The organism is Nocardiopsis sp. iso_25 (assembly GCF_056173305.1).
The window spans coordinates 4,755,239-4,774,795 of sequence record NZ_CM149667.1 but is presented as its reverse complement, the minus strand read 5'-3'; the positions used below and the strand labels follow the sequence as shown (position 1 = coordinate 4,774,795).

Below are 19,557 nucleotides of genomic sequence, written 5' to 3'. Positions count from 1 at the left end.
ACGGGGGGTACCCCGTCCCAGGTCGGCCGCGCGCCCGCCCCGGGGCGGGCCGATCCCGAGCGGGGCGGGACGGGAACGCGGTCCGGTTCCCCGTCACGCGGAACCGGGCCTGTGGACAACCGCTCGACCGTCCCCCGGCTCTGGTACCAAGGGACGTATGGCCACACCCACCCCTGACAGCACCCTTCCCACCGCCGCGTCCGACGGCGCGCTGCGCGAGCGCGCCGAGGCCCACCTGCGCGCCCTGGCCGGGGACTCCGCCCGGCTGCGCGAGGACCAGTGGACCGCCATCCACGCCCTGGCCGCCGAGCACCGCAGAGCCCTCGTCGTCCAGCGCACCGGGTGGGGCAAGTCGGCGGTGTACTTCGTGGCCACCGCCCTGCGGCGCGCCGAGGGGGCGGGCCCCACCGTCATCGTTTCCCCGCTGCTGGCGCTGATGCGCAACCAGATCGCCGCGGCCGAGCGCGCGGGCATCCACGCGCGCACCATCAACAGCTCCAACACCACCGACTGGGAGAACGCCTACGCCGACGTGGCCGCGGGCCGGGTCGACGTCCTGCTGGTCAGCCCCGAACGCCTCAACAACCCCGAGTTCCGCGACCGGGTCCTGCCCGAGCTGGCCGCGGGCGCCGGCCTGGTCGTCATCGACGAGGCCCACTGCGTCTCCGACTGGGGGCACGACTTCCGCCCCGACTACCGGCGCATCCGCTCCCTGCTGCACGACCTGCCCGAGGGCGTTCCGGTGCTGGCCACCACCGCCACCGCCAACGAGCGCGTCACCCGCGACGTGGCCGAGCAGCTCCAGGCGGGCGGCGAGCGCGCGGACACCCTGGTCCTGCGCGGCTCCCTGGAGCGCGAGAGCCTGCGCCTGGCCGTCGTCCGGCTGCCCGACCCCACCGCCCGGCTCAGCTGGCTGGCCGAGCACCTGCCCAAGATCCAGGGCTCGGGCATCGTCTACGCGCTCACCGTCAGCGCCGCCCAGGAGACCGCCCGCTTCCTCGCCCAACAGGGCATGGAGGTGCGCGCCTACACCGGCCAGACCGACCCCGACGAGCGCCGCGAGGCCGAGGACGACCTGCTCGCCAACCGGGTCAAGGCGCTGGTCGCCACCAGCGCGCTGGGCATGGGCTTCGACAAGCCCGACCTGGGCTTCGTCGTCCACCTGGGCGCCCCGCAGTCCCCGATCTCCTACTACCAGCAGGTCGGCCGCGCAGGACGCGGCGTGCGGCGGGCCGAGGCGGTCCTGCTGCCCGGCCGCGAGGACACCCGCATCTGGGAGTACTTCGCCGGACTGTCCTTCCCGCCCGAGCAGACCGTGCGCCAGACCCTGGACGCGCTCGCCGAGGCGGGCGGACCCCTGTCCGTCGCGCACCTGGAGACCCGCGTGGACCTGCGCCGCACCCGCCTGGAGCAGATGCTCAAGGTGCTGGACGTGGACGGGGCCGTGCGCCGGGTGCGGGGAGGCTGGGAGACCACCGGCCAGCCGTGGAACTACGACGCCGAACGCTACGCCGCCGTCAGCCGGGCCCGCGAGCGCGAGCAGCGCGCCATGCTCGACTACCTCGACCTGGACACCTGCCGGATGGAGTTCCTGCGCCGCCAGCTGGACGACCCCGAGGCCGCGCCCTGCGGACGCTGCGACGTGTGCACGGGCGAGTACTGGCCCGCCGACGTCGACTCCACCCGGCGCGAGGCCGCGGCCGAGCACCTGGACCGGCCCGGTACGCCCATCGCGCCCCGGCGCCAGTGGCCGACCGGGATGGCCACCCTGGGCGTGGACCTGTCCGGAAAGATCGCCGAGGAGCTGCGGGCGGGGGAGGGCCGGGCCCTGGGCCGCCTCACCGACATCGGCTGGGGCAACGAGCTGCGCCGCGTCCTGGCCGCCGACGCCCCCGACGCGCCCGTGGACGAGCGCGTGCTCCAGGGCGTGGTGCGCGTCCTGGCCGACTGGAACTGGGACCGGCGCCCCGTCGGCGTGGTGGCGATGCCCTCGCTCACCCGCCCCGGGATGATCACCGACCTGGCCGAGCGGCTCTCCCGGCTCGGACGGCTGGCGCCCGTGGGGGCGCTGGAGTACCGCACCGAGCGGGGCACCGGGCCGCGCAGGCACAACAGCGCCATGCGCCTGGAACAGGTCTACTCCGCCCTCGTGGCGGGAGAGGAGCTCACCGAGCGGATGGCACGGCTACAGGAGCACACCCCCGGGCCGGTGCTGCTGGTCGACGACGTCACCGACACCGGCTGGAGCCTCACCGTGGGCGCCGCCCTGCTCCGCAGAGCCGGGGCGCCCCAGGTGCTGCCCCTCACCCTGGCCACCGCAGGGGGGTGAGCGGCGGCTCCGGCGGAAAGCCCCGCGGGGGCGTCCCGCCGCGGGCGGGTGCGTCCACCACCCGCGCCGCGGGGCCCTCAAGGAGGCGGGCCGCTGTCGGCGGGAGGTCCGGTCCGCGCGGGGCGGGTGCCCGGGCTCGGCCCTTCGGTCCGGCCGCCTGTGCTCAGCGGATGCGCTGGCCGCGCGGTGCGCCGCGGCGCACCGGCTGGCCCTCGCCCAGGTCCGGGCGGGCGCCCGGCTGGTGCAGGGCGCGCGCCGCCAGGCGGTGCGCCCGGCCCAGCGCCTCCTTGGGGTGGCGGCCGAGCAGCCACGCGGGCAGGAACCCGGCGATGAAGGCGTCACCGGCGCCCACCGAACCCGGGGACGGCTCCACCGGCTCGGCCGGCGCCGTCACGCAGTCGTCGCGGGTCTTGGACGCCCACAGGCCGCCCTGCTGGCCGAGCTTGAGCACCACGTTGGGGTACCACGCGGTCAGCACCTTGGCGGCGGCCTCGGGCTCGTCCCGGCCGGTCAGCACCCGGGCCTGGTCGACGTTGGCGAACAGCAGGCGCGCGCCCTGCGTCCAGTCCAGGAAGTTCTCCGCGCCCGCGCGCTCCAGCGGCGCGTGCGAACCGCCGTCCACCGAGATCGACATCCCGCTCTCGCGGGCCATCCGCAGCGCCACCCGGGCGGCGCGCCGGGAGTCGTCGTTGATGAGGGTGTAGCCCGACACGTGCAGGTGCCCGTCCGGGCCGAACACGTCGCGGGGCAGGTCCTCGGGCTGCAGGCGGGCGTTGGCGCCCGGGTCGCTCAGCATCGTCCGGTCGCCCCGGTGCGTGATCATCACCACGCAGGTGCCGGTGGGCCGCTCCGGGTCCATCACCATCCGCGAGTCCAGGCCGTAGCCCATGAGTTCCATCTCACGGGTGCGCCCGGTGATGTCGGAGCCGCGGCGGCCGACGAACGTGGTGTCGGTGCCCTCCACGGCCAGCCACGAGGCGATGTTCGCCCCCGACCCGCCGCCGTACATGATCACGGACGCCGGAGTGTCGCTGCCGCGGGCCAACGGGTGGAACGCGCGCGCGACGGCGTCGGTCATCAGGTCACCGATCACGACCACTCGTGTCATTTCGCCAGCCACCACCGAGGGTTATCAGAATCCGTGCTCGCACGACGTTAACAGGTCAACCGTCAGCGGCGTGTAACGAAGTGACAGCACCCCGGCCACACCGCCTCCGATTCCCCGCGGAACCGCCATCGCCCACGGGGCGGCCGATCCGGTCCGCGGACGGGGCACCGGGCCCCGACCGGCGCCTCCGCGAGCGGGGGACGCCGTGTGCGGTCCCGAGCGGGGTTTTCGCGCCGCCCGCACGGACTTTCCCCGGATTCGGCCGTTTGTCGTCTAGTCTCGCAGTCGTGCAGTCCTACCCGAACCACTGGGAAGCCGACGTCGTCCTGACCGACGGAGGCACCGCGCACCTGCGCCCCATCACCCCCGAAGACGCCGACCTGCTCCGCGAGTTCCACTCCCGCCTCTCCCCGGAGACCATCTACTACCGGTTCTTCGCGCCCTACCCCAAGCTCTCCGACCGCGACGTCAAACGCTTCACCACCGTCGACTACGAGGACCGCGTGGCCCTGGTCGCCACCATCTCCGACTCCCTCGTCTCCGTGGTGCGCTACGACAAGGTGGCGCCGGAGGAGGCGGAGGTCGCCTTCGTGGTGGAGGACGCCCACCAGGGCCGCGGCCTGGCCTCGGTCATGCTGGAGCACATCGGCGCGGCCGCGCGCGAACGCGGCATGCGCCGCTTCATCGCCGACGTGCTTCCCGAGAACCGGCGCATGATCAACGTCTTCCGCGAGGCCGGGTACACCGCCCAGCAGACCTTCGACGAGGGCGTCATCCGCCTCACCCTGGACCTCCAGCCCACCGACGACTCCACCGAGGTCATGCGGGCCCGCGAGCAGCGCGCCGAGTCGCGCTCCATCGCCCGCCTGCTCTTCCCGAACTCGGTCGCGGTCATCGGCGCCAGCCGCACCGCGCACACCATCGGCCAGACCGCCCTGCGCAACCTCCTGGGCGGGGAGTTCCAGGGCCCGGTCTACCCGGTCCACCCCGAGGCCAAGGCGGTCGTGGGCGTGCGCGCCTACCCCTCGGTCCTGGACATCCCCGACCAGGTCGACCTCGCCGTCGTCGCGGTGCGCGCCGACATGGTCGTCGACGTGGTCGAACAGTGCGCCGACAAGGGCGTGCACGGCCTGGTCGTGGTCAGCTCCGGGTTCGGCGAGACCGGACCCGAGGGCCGGGCCCGCCAGGACGAACTGGTGCGCACCGCCCGCGCGGCCGGGATGCGCGTGGTCGGTCCCAACTGCCTGGGCATCGCCAACACCGACCCCGAGATCTCGCTCAACGCCACCCTGTCCCCGGACCTGCCGCCCTCGGGCACGATCGGGTTCTTCTCCCAGTCCGGCGCCCTGGGCCGGGCCATCCTCCAGCGCGTGGCCGAGCGCGGCATGGGCCTGTCCACCTTCGTCTCGGCGGGCAACCGCGCCGACGTGTCCGGCAACGACCTCATGCAGTACTGGCAGGAGGACCCGGCCACGGAGGTGGTGCTCCAGTACCTGGAGTCGCTGGGCAACCCGCGCAAGTTCACCCGCCTGGCCCGGCGCCTGGCCAAGCAGAAGCCGGTCGTCGCGGTGCGCAGCGGCGGCTCGGCGCGGACCACCCCCACCGGCCACGCCGCGGGCGGGCTCTCCCTGCCCGACTACGCGGTCACCTCGCTGTTCCAGCAGGCCGGGGTGGTGCGCGTGGACGACATCACGCAGATGTTCGACGCCGCCCAGGTGTTCGCCTACCAGCCCCTGCCCGAGGGGCCCCGCGTGGGCATCATCGGCAACTCCGACTCCCTGGAACTGCTGGTCAAGGACGCAGCCGTCCGTCAGGGGCTCAAGCCGCACGACCCGGTCAACCTCGGTCCCCAGGCCACCGCGGAGGACTTCGACCGCGCCTTGGAGACGGCCCTGGCCGCCGAGGACGTGCACTCGGTCGTGGTGGTGTTCGTCCCCGCCCTGCACCCCATCTCCGACGACGTCGCCCGCGTGCTGCGGGCCCGCTCCCTGGACTCGACCAAGCCCGTCGTCACCACCTACCTGGCCCGCCAGGGGATTCCCGAGGAGCTGCGCCGCGTCGGCGACCGGGGCCAGACCCTGCGCGGCTCGGTGCCCTCCTACCCCTCGCCCGAGGACGCCGTGCGCGCCCTGGCCTACGCCACCCGCTACGCCCAGTGGCGCGACCGCAAGCCCGGACGCCACCCCGAGCTGCCCGACATCGACGGGGCCAGGGCCCGCGCCACCATCGTCCGCGCGCTCAAGAACGCCACGCCCTCGGCGGAGGAGATCGCCTGGTTCGGCGGCGAGCGCCGCTACGACGAGGAGACGGCGATCTCCGGCGAGGACGCCCGCGACCTGCTGGCCTGCTACGGCATCGCCGCCTACCCCGACATCCCGGTGACGTCGGAGGAGGAGGCCGTGGTGGCCGCGGGCCAGCTGGGCTACCCGGCGGTGGTCAAGGCCGACTCACCGGACCTGCGCCTGCGCGCGGGCGGCACGTTCGTCCGCGCCGACCTGCGCACCCCCGACGACGTGCGCAGCGCCTTCGCGGCCCTGCACGACCGCTTCGGCGACGAGGCCTCGCTGGTCGTCCAGCGCATGGTGGCCCCAGGGGTGCCCACGGTCGTCCGGGCGGGCGACAACCAGTCCTTCGGATCCGTGGTCTCCTTCGGGCTGGCGGACGTGACCGCCGAACTGCTCGACGACCGGGCGTTCCGGCTGGCGCCGCTCACCGACATGGACGCCGCCGACCTCATCCACGCCGTGCGGGCCGCCCCGCTGCTGTTCGGGCTGCCCGCCGGTGCGACCTCGCTCGCCGAGCAGCCCAACGTGGAGGCGCTGGAGGAACTCCTCGTCCGGGTCTCGCGCCTGGTGGAGGCCTTCCCCGAGATCGGCTACATCGACCTGGACCCGGTCCTGGTCAACGCCACCGGCGCCCACGTCCTGGGCGCGCGTGTCTGGCTCCGCGAGGCCCCCGACGTGCGGCCCGACGCAGGGCCCCGGCGACTGCGCGGGGTGACGTTCTGATCATGGGGTGGGCATCCCGTTTCACGTCCCGGTCGCGAAGTGTCACGGGAAAGGGGCAGGATAGGAGTATGAGGAAAACACGCGCCGTGTCCACGGACTGGCGGACGGAGATCGAACGCAGCGGGTACTACCCCGCGCTCGTGATCGACGCCGTCGCCACCGCCCTGGGGAGCGAGGGCGCCGAGGCGTTCATCGTGCACCACGAGGCGACCTTCGACCCGGCCATGGAGATGCGGCGGCACATCACCGTGATGCTGCTGACCGCGACCCGCCTCGTGGTGTGCCACACCGACGAGCACCCGCCCACCGAGCCCGGCGGCACCTCGCACGCCTCCACCACCACCGACAGCATCCAGTTGGGCAACATCCAGTCGGTCGCCCTGACCCGCGTGGTGCCCAACCCCGCCCAGTACACGCCGGGCAGCATGCCCAGCGAGCTGGTGCTGAGCGTCAACCTGTCCGTGAACTGGGGCGCGATCGCCCACATCGACCTCGAACCGGCCGCCTGCGCCGACGAGGAGTGCGAACTCGACCACGGGTACACCGGCGCGATCACCGCCGAGCCCCTCACCCTGAGGGTCAGCGAGGCCGCGGACGGCGCCGGTGCGGTGTCGGCCATGATGCACTTCGCCGACGCCCTGTCCGAGGCGACCACCCGCCCCTGAGGCCACCGGGGCGCCAAGGCCCCGACCGCCGGAGCGGCCGGGCCGACCGGCGCGCGGCACCCGTGCCGCACGCAGGTCGGCCCGAGGCGGGAACGGACCGGGGCGGTGTCCCGTCACGCCACACGCGCGGGTACCTGTGAGGGGGACTTAACAAGCGGGGTGTACACGGACATGGTGTCCTCGGGGCCCGGTTGTCTAGGGTGGGACCGGATTCGTGCACCACGCCACAGAGCCGGACGCGGTCGGCCACGAGCCGGGCGCGTAAGCGCGCCGCGACACCAACACGCGCGCGTTCCCCTCTCCGGCACCCGCGAGTATGGACCCTGAGAAAGGCCCGCCTGCGATGACGCAGCACCCGTCCCCGACCCCCTCGGACGACACGCCCCTGGTACGCCTGGCCGTCGAGCGCTCCATCGCCACGGTCACCCTCGACTCCCCCCGGAACCGCAACGCCCTGTCCGCCCGGCTGCGCGCCCAGCTGTCCGGGGCCCTGGCCGAGGCGGTGGCCGACGACGAGGTACGCGCCATCGTGCTCACCGGCACCGGCCCGGTGTTCTGCGCCGGAGCCGACCTGAAGGAGGTCGGCGCGGCCCTGCGGAGCGCCCCGGTCGAACCGGCGCCCGAACTCCCCGAGATCTTCGAGCAGATCATGGGCGCCCCCAAACCGGTGGTCGCCGTGCTCAACGGCGCCGCCCGCGCCGGGGGCATCGGACTGGTGGCCGCCGCCGACATCGCCCTGGCGCCCAAGAGCGCCACGTTCGCCTTCACCGAGGTGCGCATCGGCGTGGTCCCCGCCATCATCTCCGTCCCGGTGTCCGCGCGGATGCACTCGCGCCAGCTCAGCCGCTACTTCCTCACCGGCGAGCTGTTCGACGCCTCCGCCGCCGCCAAGGCCGGACTCCTCACCCAGGCCGTGCCCGACCGCGACATGCCGCACGCCGTGGACGCGATCCTGCAGGGACTGCGGGGCTCGGCGCCGCGCGCGCTCTCGCGCACCAAGGAACTCCTGGGTGAACTGGGAGCGGGCGCGCTGGCGGCCCCGGACCGGCGCACCGAGGCCTTCGCCCGGATGGGCGAGCTGTCCGCCGAGTTCTTCGCCGGGGAGGACGCCGCCGAGGGCCGCGCCGCCTTCTTCGACAAGCGCGCGCCCCGCTGGGCCAGGTGAACCCGGCCGCGGCGGCCCGTCCGGGCCGCCGCGGCCGCGCGCCCGTGCCACCCTGGTGCGTCCGCTCCCGGACGCGGGCCACAATGGTCGGGTGAGCTACTCCGGAGATACCAGGGTCGGCGGCCCCGCCGACCTGCGACGACTACCGCACCTGACCATCACCAAACTGGCCGTCGGCCCGATGGACAACAACGCCTACCTGCTGCGCTGCCAGGGCACCGGCGAGGCCCTCCTCATCGACGCCGCGGCCGAGCCCGACCGCATCCTGGAGCTGATCGGCGAGGAGGGCCTTGCCCGGGTGGTCACCACCCACCGCCATCAGGACCACTGGCAGGCCCTGGCCGAGGTCGTGGGCCAGACCGGGGCGCGCACGGTCGCCCACCCCGACGACGGGGACGAGCTCCCGGTCTCCGTGGACGAGTCCGTCGTGCACGGGTCGCGCGTCCGGGTCGGGGAGTGCCACCTCACCGTCATCCACCTGCGCGGGCACACGCCCGGGTCCATCGCCCTGCGCTACGACGACCCCGAGGGCCACACCCACCTGTTCACGGGTGACTCCCTCTTCCCGGGAGGCGTCGGCCGCACCTGGTCCGACGACGACTTCCGCGTCCTGTTCGCGGACGTGGAGGAGCGCCTGTTCGGGGTGCTGGCCGACGACACCTGGGTCTACCCCGGGCACGGACGCGACACCACCCTGGGCGCCGAGCGTCCGCACCTGGGGGAGTGGCGCGAGCGCGGCTGGTAGCGGACTCAGGCGCCGAAGCAGCAGAACCCCGCCCGCCCGAGGTGGACAGCCACCGCCTCGGGCGCGGGGACGCCCGCGGCGAGCGCGCGGTGGAACAGGCGCATGGCCCCGACGGTCCCCGCGTCCCGGACGGGGACGGGGCTGGCCACCACCGTGCGGACCCCGGCCGCGAGCAGCGCGCCGGTGAACCCGAGCGGAGCCCCGGCGCGGTCCGCGAAGCCCCGGCCGCTCCAACAGGTCGACAGCACCACCGTGTCCGGGGCCTCGGGCAGCCCGGCCAGGTCGCAGGCGAGCAGCGGCCCGTCGCCCAGGCCGACCGAGGCGAGCATGGGCGAGCGGCCGGGGACGCGCCCGTGCCCCGCCAGGTGGACCAGGTCGGCCCGGCCGAGGGCGGCCAGGACGTCGGAGTGCAGGGCCCGGTCGGCATGGAGCACGCGCGCCCCCGGGTACACGCCGGCCAGCGCGGCGACCTCGCGCGCCGCCCCGTCCGGTTCGGGCGCCGCCACCAGCAGCACCCGCTCCGGCGGGCGGGGCGCGGGGCCCCCGGGGCGTGTGCGCTCCAGCCAGAACCCGGCGCCGGGCACCAGGTTCAGCGGACGGCCCCGCAGCGCGGGGAGCATGCCCCAGGGGGGATCGCCGAGGTAGGCGTCTCCGGCGACGACCAGCGGGCGGTCGCCGACCAGAGCCAGCAGCGGTTCGAGGAGGACGCGGGCGGCGCCGTCGGCCGCCTCCCGCGCCTCGCCCGCGTCCTGCGCGAACGCCACCGGGTGGACGAACCGGGCCATCGCGCGGGCCACACGCGGGAGCGGCCCCAGCACGCGGGCGTGGACCCGTCCGGCCGCGGCCACGAGCGCGACGGCCTCCCCGTCCGCCCGCGTGTACCGCACGAAGGCCCGGTCGCCCAGCCGCTCCAGCAGCGCACCCGCCACGGGCGAGGGTACGGGGGCGCTGCGCGCCCCCGCGGCCTCGTGGTGCGCCTGCCAGCGGGCCGACTCCAGGCGCCGGACCAGGGCGTGCGGGTCGCGACCGCGAACCAGCGCCGCACGGTAGCGGTCGGCCAGCGAGGCCGTCGCCGGTGTGCGTACGCCGGGGCCGGGGACGTGGGGCGCGGCCCGGGTCCGGGCCAGTTCCGCCCACTCCAGGGCGGTGGCCGCCTCCCCGGCGCGCAGGGCGCTCTCCAGGCCCGCGCGGACGACGTGGGGATCGCTCACCGCGCCCGCCAGCCAGGGGCCCGGCGCCAGGCGCGGGTGCGCGTCCAGGGTGTCCAGGGCCAGGTGGGCGGCGCCCCTCCCCGACGGCCGCGGCGCCGCCAGGGGAGCGCGGACGGCCAGGGCGTTCCTGGCCCGGGCCACGGGGGAGGCCGTCCGGCCCTCGCGCAGCGCCATCCGCTCCAGGCGGGTGGCCAGCCGGTACCACAGCGAGCCCGTGCCGAAGGAGTGCCGCACCCGGCGGGTGAGCTCGGCCGTGTGGCGGTGGTCGCCCCGCAGCAGCCGCAGCTTGGCCTCCACCAGCAGGGCGTTGGCCGACGAACTCCCGGCCCAGGGGCCGTCCGCGAGCGCCCTCGCCGCCTCCTCCACCAGGCCCTCGGCGAGCAGTGCCTCGGCCAGGTCCACGTGCAGCGCCTCACGGCGTTGGGAGGGCAGCCGGTCGGTCAGGCCGTGGAAGGCGGCGATGGCCGCGGGGGCGTCGCCCCGGTAGAGGCTGAGGCAGCCCAGGTTCTGCTCGATGACCAGGCCCATCAGCGGCAGTCGGCGCTCCTGTGCCAGGGACCGGGCCTCGCGCAGGTGTTCCTCGGCCTGCGGGAAGCGGCCGCACAGCGTCTGCGCCAGGCCCAGGTTGAGCAGGACGCCGGGCATCACCGTCGCGGACTCGGCCACCGGGTGGCCGCGCAGGCGCCGGTGGGCCTCGTCCAGCAGGGCCGCGGTCTGCTCGAACATGCCGCCCTGCGCCAGCCGGATCCCGTGGCTCACGCGGGCGAGCAGGGATCTGCCGGACCGCAGCGCGTGGTGGTCCGGGCAGGCGGCGGAGAGGGGGGACTCGGGGGAGAGGGGGGAGGGCTGGGCGCGCAGGGACACGTCCGGTGCCTTTCACCGAGGGGGCGGGCCGCACACAGTGATAGCAGCGCGGGGAGGGCGCACGGGAGGGGTCGAGTCCGCCTGTGCGCAACTCGGCTCACGCGAACCCGGACGAAGCCGGTCGAAGGGTCATCATCAGGAGCCGGTTCGTGTCTGCCTGCAACCAGGGTTCGGCCTTCCCCGTTTCTGTGACGGATGGGATCACCGGCCGGTGGCCCGGCGGCCCGCTGGCCGGGCGGTCAGACGGTGAACCACCCGGTCACCACCGCCGGGCGTCCCGCTCTGAGCAGCGCCAGGCTGATCGGTCCGCGGGCCAGGCCGGACAGCGCGAACCCGCCGTCCTCGCCGATCCGCAGCTCCGACCCGGAACCCGGGCGGCGCACGCGCAGGAGCGCGTGGTCGTACTCCCCGCTGGCCAGCCCCGACAGCGAGCGCAGCCGACCGTGCGCGTGGACCCGCACGTCCAGGGTGAGGTCGCCGTGCTCGAAGCGAAGGGAGGTGACCAGCGCGCCTTCCGCCTCCCCCTCCGCCGAGCGCAGCACCTCGCCCGCCGGAGACCTCTCCCCGGTCAGGGCCGCCACGTCGGCGCCGTCGTCGCTGCGGTCGAAGGCGGCCAGCGCGGCGGCGCGCCCCGCCAGGGCCAGTGCCGGATCGTCGTGGTCGCTCAAGTGGGTTCCTCCAGGAGGCGGCGGAGTCTGCGGAGCATACGGCGGCGCTGGTTCGCGGCGGTCCGGGGGTGGACCCGGCCGTCGGGGGTCCCCGGGTCGCACGGGGCCGGGGGCACGGGCAGCCCCGCGGCCCCGTCGAGGTAGCGCAGGGCGGCCCGCCGCTCTCCGGGATCGGTGAGCCGCCGGATCGCGCGGTGCAGCTCCTCGTGCTCCTCCTTGCGCAGGTACTGCGCCTCCGGCCCCGCGTCCTGCGAGAGGGCGTCCCGCCGGGTGAGGCTCTGGGGGTCGACCGGATGGTCCCGGGCGCTGTGGCGGCGCTGTCGGCCGCAGGCGTCGTGGGCGACCCTGCGCAGCCAGCCGCGGAGCCGCTCGGGGGAGTGCAGGCGGGGCAGCTGCTGGTTGAGGGTGAGCCACACCGTCTGCACCGCGTCCTCCCGGTCCGGTGCGGACAGCCGGTAGGAGCGCGCGATCGCGTTCACGACCGGCAGGTGCCTGTCCACGATGGCCTCCCACGCCCTGTGCTCGCCCCGGCAGGCGCCGCGTACGAGCTCGGCGTCGCTGGGGGCGGCGTCGGTTCCGCCGGGGTCCCGGTCCGGATTGGGCCCGGCTGTATCACCGCCGGTTGTGGCCGGAACCGGCAAGAGTGGGGGTGCTTCCTCCCCGGAAAAGGTCGAAAGTACGGTTTGAGGAGGTGCCTGGGTGTCATGGATGTCCTCGTGCGACTGGTCTGGCACACCCGCCCCCACTATGATCGGACTCCTGCTCGCCGGGGCTCACGCTAGCTTTTGGGGCTTCCGGAGGTGGGGAGAACGCTGGAAAAAGCAAAGTGAGCGCTGGTTCTCAAGGTGCCCTTGGGGCACAATGGGGCAAAAGCATTCAGGCGGGTATGCAACCTTCTCGTGGTACGAGGGCGTCGGGGAAGCGCACTCGTTCGTATCAGGAGGTTCGGTGTCCGCACGTGGCGTCTTGTACGTCCACTCCGCGCCAGCGGCGCTGTGCCCACACGTCGAGTGGGCGGTCGCGGGCGTCGTTGGAGTACCCGTGAAACTCGACTGGGTCGCCCAACCGGCGGCACCCGGCAACCACCGCGCCGAGCTCAACTGGCAGGGGAAGCCGGGCACCGCGGGCTCGGTCGCCTCGGCGCTGAACACGTGGCAGCGCCTGCGGTTCGAGGTGACCGAGGAGGGGTCGCCCGGCTGCGACGGCGTGCGCTACAGCTACACGCCGTCCCTCGGCATGTTCACCGCCCTCACCAGCGCGGCGGGCGAGGTCCTCGTGCCCGAGGGCCGACTGCGCCTGGCCGTGGAGCGGGCCGCGGCCGACGGCACCGAACTGGCCGCCGAGATCGAACGCCTCACCGGCCGCGCCTGGGACGAGGAACTGGAACCCTTCCGCTACGCGGGCGACGGCGCCCCGGTGCGCTGGCTGCACGCCGCGGGCTGACCCCCTCCCGCCGCGCCCGAGGCGTCGGCCGCACACGCGAGGGGAGGGGGAGGGCGCCGCGTCAGGGCGGCTCCCCCTCGCTGGGCCAGATGGCGGAGGCGAGCAGGACCGCGGCCCAGATGCCCAGCGGCACCAGCGGCCAGTAGGGCACGAGCTCGCCGCCCATCAGGCTGACCACGCCCCACACGCTCGTCAGGATCACCGCCACACCCGTCCACCAGCGCCACTCGTCGCCCCACTCGCGCCAGGGGGCGCCTATGAGTGGCAGGTCGTCCGCGCCGGGGGGTTCGCGGCCGTCCCGGGGGTCGCGCCCGGACCCCGGATCGGCGCGGGCCGCCCCGGAGAGGGGGGCCGACAGCGGATCGGCGCCGTGCCGCGCGCCCGGGACCCCGCGCACCGCGGACGTGGACACCGGCAGGTCCTCGGTCAGCGGGCGCAGTTCGCCGAGCAGCACCGCGCCCAGCGCCAGACCGACCCTGCGGTCGTACTCCTCGTGGTCCAGACGGCCCTCGACGAACGCGGTGGTGAGGCGGTCCACCGTGAGGTCGCGTTCGGTGTCCGAGGCGCGCATCCGGTGCAGCGGCAGGCCTTCGTCCTCCACTTCCCACCCCCAAGACGCGAGTTGGTGACCACACGATACGCGCCGCACCCGGTGTGGAAAAGGGATACACGGAAAGTGAGTCGGCGCCCTCGGCCCGCGGCCCCGGGACGGCTTCCGGGGCGCGTTCTCAGGAGCCCAGCCAGCCCGAGACGGCCCGGCACACCGCGGGGTCGGCGGCGCCCACCAGCCCGGTGTGCTCGTAGGGCCCCCGGTAGTCGAACGGGCTTCCGTCCAGCCGGGTGACCAGGCCGCCCACCTCCTCCAGGACCAGGGCTGGCGCCGCCACGTCCCAGTCGCGCACCGGCACGTCCTTGACGAACAGGTGCGCGGAACCCTCGGCGACCAGGCACAGCTTCAGCGAGATGCTGCCGCTCTCCAGGTACCCGCCGTAGCCGAAGCGGTCGCCGACCCGGCGGGCGATCCCCTCCGGCCGCGGGGTGTTGTCGGTGAGCACGCCCCGTCCCTGCGGCGCGGGCCGCGGGGACGGCAGGAGGCGCCCGCCCCGGCACGCGCCCCGGCCGCGCACCGCCGTGTAGAGGGTCGCGGTCTCGGGGGCGAACACGGCGGCCGCCTCCGGCCGCCCCCCCTTCACCAGCGCGACCTGCGTCACGTACCCGGGGAACCCGTGGACGTAGCTGGCGGTCCCGTCGACGGGGTCGATCAGCCAGTACCGGTGCGGCCGCTCGCCGCGCAGCGACTCGGGGTCCTCCTCGCTGACCACCGGGATCCGGCCGTCGATCGCGGTGAGCCGCTCGGACAGGGCCCGGTGCGCCATGGCGTCGGCCCGGGCCTTGAACTGGCTGCCCTCCCACACCCCGCTGCGCGCGTCCGCGTCGGAGCGCCACGCCCGCAACAGGCCGCCGACCTCCACGACCGCCGACGCCATCGCCTCGACCAGAGGGTGCGCCCCGGCGGTCCCTGTCTCAGGGCCGGTCAACGCACACGCACCGGAACGACCGGGACCGGCCCCGTGCCGCCCGCGGACAGCTGCCTGGGCAGCTCCGCGCCGACCGCGGGGGCGGGGGAGATGCCGTGGGAGGTGAACTCCGCCTCGCTGACGAACTCGTCCGTCCACCGCCGCACCATCGCCACCCCCTCGCGCCAGTGGTCCTCCATGCGGGGCCCGTCCGCGACGGCCTGCCGCAGCAGCCCCGTGATCTCGTCCACCCCGGCCGCCGCGGTGAGCGAGGCCGTGGAGGAGAAGCGCGGGTTGATCTCGAAGATCCTCGGCCTGCCGTCCGCGTCCAGGCACAGCTGCACGTTGAAGGGGCCGTCGGCACGCAGCGCGGACTGGACCGCCCGGCAGGCGCGGGCGACCTCGCGGTGGCGCCGGGTCACCGCGTACCTGGTCACGCCCTGCTTGAGGACGACCTCCTTGGGCACCACGGCCTGGACCGCGCCGTCCCGCCACACCACCACGGACACCGTGTACTCGGGGCCGCCGACCAACTCCTGGACGATCAGCTCGTCCGCCGCGTAGCCGCCCTCGGACACCACCCGCGCCATGTCGCGGACCGAGTCGATGACCACCACCCCGCGGCTCCCGCGTCCGCAGCGCGGTTTGACGATGAGGCCGCCGGGCGCGGAGTCCGCGGCGCCGCTCGGCCACTCCGAGGCCAACCAGGTGCGCGGCACGCCGATCCCGGCCTCCTCCAGCTCGCGCATCAGCACGTACTTGTCCAGGCAGGTGGTGACGAAGTCCAGCCGGGGCAGCAGCACCTCCACGCCGTCCTTGGCGAGCTCGCCCACCCTGACGAGTTCCTCGTCGACCAGGGGGATGACCGCGACGGCGCCCTCGTCCGCGCACAGTGTCCGCATCCTGGGCAGGAAGGCCTCGCTGTCGCCCGGCGGCACCAGGTACCCGCGGTCGGCCAGGTACAGGCCCGGCGCGGCGGGGTCCACGTCGGTCGCCACCACGCGGAAACCCTGTTCGCGCAGGTGGAGGATGGTCCCGGGTGTGGGCGCCGACCCCGCTGTCGTGACCACGACGGTTGGTTTGCTCGCAGGCTGCTGTGGCACCGGTCGAACCCTTTCCGACGTGGACGGCGGACTGGGGGGATGGTTACAGAGCCTAGACCTCGGGATGCCCGATGGCCCGGAAGTGGCCGAATCCGGTTGTCAGGACAACCGAAAGGACCCACTGCGCGTGTGTCCCCCGGCCCCGGGGGAGGGCCGAGGGCGGGCGGTGCGGCACGGACGCACACGGCCCGCCCCCGACGCGTCGCGCGACTGCCGGACCCGGTCCCGGGCCGGGCCCCGCGCCGCCCGCGCTACTCCACCTCGTAGACGGGGGTGATCATCCCGCGGCCCAGCGCGTGCGAGAACAGGTTGAAGCCGAGGAAGGCCGGGCTGGCCGACTCGTCCACCTCCAGGCGGGGCACGTCCACCGCGTGCACCACGAAGAAGTACCGGTGCGGGCCGTGCCCGGCGGGCGGTGCCGCGCCGACGTAGCGGTGTCCGCCCGCGTCGTTGCGCAGGGTGACGGCCGCCTCGGGGAGGCCGGAGCCGTCCCCCGCGCCCGCGGTCAGCTCGGTGACGTCGGCCGGGATGTTGGCCACCGACCAGTGCCAGAAGCCGCTGGCGGTGGGGGCGTCCGGGTCGAAGCAGGTGACGGCGAAGCTGCGCGTCCCCTCGGGGAAGCCGCTCCAGGACAGGTGCGGCGAGACGTCCCCGCCTCCGGCGCCCATGATCCCGCTGACCTGGGCCTGGGGCAGGGTCCGTCCGTCGGCGACGTCGTTGCTGGTGACGGTGAACGACGCGACCTGGGGCAGGAAGTCGTAGGGGGAGGGTGGCGTGGCCACGAAGGGGCCTCCTTCGTTCGTCTGGGATGCGCTCGTACGGCCCGGCCTGGGGCGCCCGCCGTCGGCGGGGCTCCGGCCCGGGCCCTACGAACATACGCCCCAGGGGGCACGCGCGTCCCGGGGGCGGCACGCCGTGTCGGGAGGGCGGCGGCGGTGCGCCGGTCCGGAGCGGTGCGGTGCGCCGGGTGGGAGGGGCGTGGTCCGCCGAGCCCCGGGGATGCGGTGCGCGGCTGCCGACGGCGAAGGGGGAGGCGCCCAGAGACAACAGACCGACCGGGCGGTACGGTGCTGCCAGCACGGAACGAGAACCGGATTCGGTTCCACACCGACAGGGAGTCGCCATGACCACTCGCTGGGGCATCACCATCCCGCTGGAGGGGGTCCCGCTCTCCGAGCAGCGGAACCTCGTCGAGCGGCTGCCGGACCTGGGCTACACCGACGTCTGGTCGGCCGAGGCCAACGGCACCGACGCCTTCACCCCCCTCGCCCTGGCCAGTGTGTGGGCGCCCCGGCTGCGCCTGGGCACCGCGATCGTGCCCGCCTACACGCGCGGCCCGGCCACCCTGGCGATGAGCGCCGCCGCCCTGGCCGCCGCCGCGCCGGGCCGCTTCGCCCTGGGCGTCGGCACCTCCTCCAACGTGATCGTGGAGCGGTGGAACTCCATCCCCTTCGAGGAGCCGTACAAGAAGGTGCGCGACACCGTGCGCTTCCTCCGCGCCGCGCTCACCGGCGCGAAGGTCAAGGAGGACTACGACACCTTCAGCGTCAACGGCTTCACGCTCGGCGCGGTACCCGAGCAGGCGCCCCCGCTGCTGGTGGCGGCGCTGCGGCCGGGCATGCTCCGCCTCGCCGGACGCGAGGGCGACGGAGCCGTCGTCAACTGGCTCTCGCCGGAGGACGTGCGCACGGTGGTGCCCTATGTGCGCCGGTACGGCGAGGACAAGGAGGTGGTCGCGCGGATCTTCGCCGTCCCCGACGCCGACCCGGACACCGCCCGGGGGATCGGCCGCTGGGCGATCTCGGCTTACCTCAACGTCCCCGTCTACCGGGCGTTCCACGAGTGGCTGGGCCGCGAGGAGCTCACCCCGATGTGGAAGGCGTGGGACGAGGGGGACCGCAGGGGCGCGCTGGCCGCGATCCCCGACTCGGTGGTGGACGAACTCATCGTGCACGGCCCCGCCGAGTACTGCCGCGAGCGGATCCGGGCCTACGCCGACAACGGGGTGACGACCCCGGTCGTCGCGCCGATCGGCCCGCCGAACGCGGACCCGGCCGCGGTGGTGCGGGCGCTGGCGCCGCGGGACTGAGGGGCGGGGCGCGGGCAGCGCGAAGCGGGAGGGCCCTGGGGACCCCCGCTTACCACGCTAGTCCTCGGCGGAACGGTCGAGGAAGGCCGATCTCCCGCCTGTGGACGACCGCCGGGCCGCCCCCTCGGGCGGTACCCGGGGTTCCGCGCGCCCGTCACCCGCTGTGTCCGGGCGGGGCCGGCGTCGCGGACGTCAGCGGCTCGGCCGACGACGGCGGCGCGGCCCGATGCCGTCGAGTCCACGGATCGGGCTTGACCCTCACGCCGCGTGAGGCGGGACGGTGGACCGCATGAGCGATTTCTTCAGCGCGTTCGAGACGGGACCCGTGTCCGAGCGCGGACCGGGGGCGGTAGCGCCAGAGGTGTTCCGCGGTATCTACGCGATGCCGGTGTTCGTGACGGTTCCGACGCCTGACCTGGCGGTGTCGACGGACTTCTGGGTGCGGGGGTTCGGCTTCGTCGAACTGTTCGGCATCCCGGGGCAGGTGGTCCACCTGCGCCGGTGGGCCTTCCAGGACGTCCTGCTCGTTCCTGCGGCGGCCGGTGCCGAACGGCCCGAAGCACCGGCGATGAGCGTGAGCTTCCTGTGCGTGCTGAGCGAGGTCGATCCGCTCGTCGAGGCGTGTTCGGACCTCGTGCCGGGCAGTGTGGTCGGGCCGCGGGACACCCCGTGGCGTACCCGCGACGTCGAGGTGACCACTCCCGAGGGCGTTCGGGTCGTCTTCACCGCGGCGCAGGAGTTCGATTCCGACAGCCAGGAGGCGCGCGATCTCGCCGCGGTCGGAATCGTCGCCCCGGAACCGGAGGAGGAGGGCCACAATGGTGTCCATGGTCGAACACGAGCGTGACATCCGTGGCGGTGTCACGGTGGGCGCGGCCGCCGGACTGGTGGGGGTGACCGTCCGCACGCTTCACCACTGGGACGAGATCGGCTTGGCGTCGCCGTCCGCGCGCACCACCGCCGGCTATCGCCAGTACACCGACGCGGACCTGCAACGGCTGCGTCGAATCGTCGCGTACAGGGAGGCCGGCCTCGGGCTGGACGCGGTGCGTGGGGTCCTCGACGACCGGACGGCGGAGATCGGCGCCACCCTGCGTGAGCAGCGCGCCCGGCTCGCCGAGCGCATCGAGGACCTGCGACGGCTCGACGAGCGCCTGGAACGGCTGACCGGGGCTCACGAGCGGGGGATCCTCCTCGACGACGAAGCGCAGTCGGAGGTCTTCGGGGCGGACTGGGACGCTCACCGGTCCCGGAGGGCCCGCACCGTGTGGGGGGATTCCGAGCAGTGGGCGCAGTTCGCCGAGCGGTCCGCCTCCCGCACGCGGGAGCAGTGGCGGTCGCTCTCCTCGGCGATGTCCGCGTTGCAGCGCGATCTGGGCGACGCCCTCGACCGGGGTGTCGTCCCGGGCAGCCCGGAAGCGGACGCGCTCGTCGAACGCCACCGCGAGGTGTTCTCCGACTTCTTCCCGCTCACGCGGCAGATGCAGGTGTGTCTGGGGAGGATGTTCGAGTCCGACCCCGGTTTCTCCGCCCACTACGACGGGATCCGGTTCGGGCTGGCCTCCTGGTTCCGGCAGAGTGTCGACGAGTGCGCCCGCACCCACGGGATCGACCCGGACACAGCTGTCTGGCAGTGACCCCG

17 protein-coding genes are annotated in these 19,557 nt (G+C 74.5%); 9 read left to right on the top strand and 8 right to left on the bottom strand.

Going from position 1 to position 19,557, the window contains the following annotated elements; all coding sequences use genetic code 11:
* The first annotated feature begins 157 nt into the window (after positions 1–157).
* Positions 158–2,329, top strand: a complete 2,172-nt coding sequence (locus tag AC0VX6_RS20570; protein ID WP_475465657.1) for a RecQ family ATP-dependent DNA helicase — start codon at positions 158–160, stop codon at positions 2,327–2,329.
* A 163-nt stretch (positions 2,330–2,492) separates the two neighbouring features.
* On the opposite strand, the gene AC0VX6_RS20565 is transcribed toward AC0VX6_RS20570, so the two are convergent.
* Complete coding sequence (locus tag AC0VX6_RS20565) at positions 2,493–3,428, bottom strand: carbohydrate kinase family protein (protein WP_212644328.1); 936 nt, start codon at positions 3,426–3,428, stop codon at positions 2,493–2,495.
* A gap of 296 nt (positions 3,429–3,724) precedes the next feature.
* Here AC0VX6_RS20565 and AC0VX6_RS20560 point away from each other — a divergent pair, with 296 nt between their 5' ends.
* From AC0VX6_RS20560 to AC0VX6_RS20545, 4 genes are all read left to right on the top strand, one after another.
* Positions 3,725–6,445: a bifunctional acetate--CoA ligase family protein/GNAT family N-acetyltransferase gene (locus tag AC0VX6_RS20560; RefSeq protein WP_475465656.1), complete on the top strand. Its 2,721-nt coding sequence runs from the start codon at positions 3,725–3,727 to the stop codon at positions 6,443–6,445.
* A gap of 86 nt (positions 6,446–6,531) precedes the next feature.
* Positions 6,532–7,110 (top strand): DUF5998 family protein, encoded by a 579-nt coding sequence (locus AC0VX6_RS20555; protein WP_019609669.1) that lies wholly within the window; start codon positions 6,532–6,534, stop codon positions 7,108–7,110.
* 343 nt (positions 7,111–7,453) lie between these two features.
* On the top strand, positions 7,454–8,275 hold the full coding sequence (locus tag AC0VX6_RS20550) for an enoyl-CoA hydratase-related protein (protein ID WP_274974233.1): 822 nt from the start codon (positions 7,454–7,456) through the stop codon (positions 8,273–8,275).
* 91 nt (positions 8,276–8,366) lie between these two features.
* A complete protein-coding gene (locus AC0VX6_RS20545) occupies positions 8,367–9,020 on the top strand; it encodes an MBL fold metallo-hydrolase (protein ID WP_274974232.1) in 654 nt (217 codons plus the stop codon).
* Positions 9,021–9,025: 5 nt separating this feature from the next.
* Here AC0VX6_RS20545 and AC0VX6_RS20540 read toward each other — a convergent pair whose 3' ends face one another.
* The 3 genes from AC0VX6_RS20540 to AC0VX6_RS20530 form a co-directional block, all read right to left on the bottom strand.
* Complete coding sequence (locus AC0VX6_RS20540) at positions 9,026–11,095, bottom strand: CHAT domain-containing protein (RefSeq protein WP_274974231.1); 2,070 nt, start codon at positions 11,093–11,095, stop codon at positions 9,026–9,028.
* Positions 11,096–11,334: 239 nt separating this feature from the next.
* A complete protein-coding gene (locus AC0VX6_RS20535) occupies positions 11,335–11,763 on the bottom strand; it encodes a hypothetical protein (protein ID WP_274974230.1) in 429 nt (142 codons plus the stop codon).
* Positions 11,760–12,404: an RNA polymerase sigma factor gene (locus tag AC0VX6_RS20530; protein WP_475465654.1), complete on the bottom strand. Its 645-nt coding sequence runs from the start codon at positions 12,402–12,404 to the stop codon at positions 11,760–11,762. Before AC0VX6_RS20530 ends, AC0VX6_RS20535 begins: the two co-directional genes overlap by 4 nt.
* Positions 12,405–12,711: 307 nt before the next feature.
* Here AC0VX6_RS20530 and AC0VX6_RS20525 point away from each other — a divergent pair, with 307 nt between their 5' ends.
* Positions 12,712–13,206 (top strand): DUF3145 domain-containing protein, encoded by a 495-nt coding sequence (locus AC0VX6_RS20525; protein WP_026114848.1) that lies wholly within the window; start codon positions 12,712–12,714, stop codon positions 13,204–13,206.
* A gap of 61 nt (positions 13,207–13,267) precedes the next feature.
* Here AC0VX6_RS20525 and AC0VX6_RS20520 read toward each other — a convergent pair whose 3' ends face one another.
* From AC0VX6_RS20520 to AC0VX6_RS20505, 4 genes are all read right to left on the bottom strand, one after another.
* The gene (locus AC0VX6_RS20520) at positions 13,268–13,807 is read right to left on the bottom strand and encodes a DUF1707 SHOCT-like domain-containing protein (protein WP_475465652.1); all 540 of its coding nucleotides are present in this window, start codon (positions 13,805–13,807) and stop codon (positions 13,268–13,270) included.
* 127 nt (positions 13,808–13,934) lie between these two features.
* A complete protein-coding gene (locus tag AC0VX6_RS20515; protein WP_274974227.1) occupies positions 13,935–14,693 on the bottom strand; it encodes a 3'(2'),5'-bisphosphate nucleotidase CysQ family protein in 759 nt (252 codons plus the stop codon).
* A gap of 47 nt (positions 14,694–14,740) precedes the next feature.
* Complete coding sequence (locus AC0VX6_RS20510; protein ID WP_274974226.1) at positions 14,741–15,793, bottom strand: ATP-grasp domain-containing protein; 1,053 nt, start codon at positions 15,791–15,793, stop codon at positions 14,741–14,743.
* Between the two features lie 284 nt (positions 15,794–16,077).
* Entirely contained in the window at positions 16,078–16,608 is a 531-nt protein-coding gene (locus tag AC0VX6_RS20505; RefSeq protein WP_274974225.1) for a YbhB/YbcL family Raf kinase inhibitor-like protein, read from the bottom strand.
* Positions 16,609–16,949: 341 nt separating this feature from the next.
* Here AC0VX6_RS20505 and AC0VX6_RS20500 point away from each other — a divergent pair, with 341 nt between their 5' ends.
* From AC0VX6_RS20500 to AC0VX6_RS20490, 3 genes are all read left to right on the top strand, one after another.
* Positions 16,950–17,915 (top strand): LLM class F420-dependent oxidoreductase, encoded by a 966-nt coding sequence (locus tag AC0VX6_RS20500; protein WP_475465649.1) that lies wholly within the window; start codon positions 16,950–16,952, stop codon positions 17,913–17,915.
* A gap of 289 nt (positions 17,916–18,204) precedes the next feature.
* The gene (locus AC0VX6_RS20495) at positions 18,205–18,762 is read left to right on the top strand and encodes a VOC family protein (RefSeq protein WP_274978202.1); all 558 of its coding nucleotides are present in this window, start codon (positions 18,205–18,207) and stop codon (positions 18,760–18,762) included.
* Positions 18,743–19,552 (top strand): MerR family transcriptional regulator, encoded by an 810-nt coding sequence (locus tag AC0VX6_RS20490; RefSeq protein WP_274974223.1) that lies wholly within the window; start codon positions 18,743–18,745, stop codon positions 19,550–19,552. Before AC0VX6_RS20495 ends, AC0VX6_RS20490 begins: the two co-directional genes overlap by 20 nt.
* Positions 19,553–19,557: the final 5 nt, after the last annotated feature.

Coding starts and splice junctions, on each gene's coding strand:
- AC0VX6_RS20550 (WP_274974233.1), top strand. CDS start 7,454: ATGACGCAGCACCCGTCCCCGACCCCCTCGGACGACACGCCCCTGGTA.
- AC0VX6_RS20490 (WP_274974223.1), top strand. CDS start 18,743: ATGGTCGAACACGAGCGTGACATCCGTGGCGGTGTCACGGTGGGCGCG.
- AC0VX6_RS20495 (WP_274978202.1), top strand. CDS start 18,205: ATGAGCGATTTCTTCAGCGCGTTCGAGACGGGACCCGTGTCCGAGCGC.
- AC0VX6_RS20570 (WP_475465657.1), top strand. CDS start 158: ATGGCCACACCCACCCCTGACAGCACCCTTCCCACCGCCGCGTCCGAC.
- AC0VX6_RS20515 (WP_274974227.1), bottom strand. CDS start 14,693: ATGGCGTCGGCGGTCGTGGAGGTCGGCGGCCTGTTGCGGGCGTGGCGC.
- AC0VX6_RS20500 (WP_475465649.1), top strand. CDS start 16,950: ATGACCACTCGCTGGGGCATCACCATCCCGCTGGAGGGGGTCCCGCTC.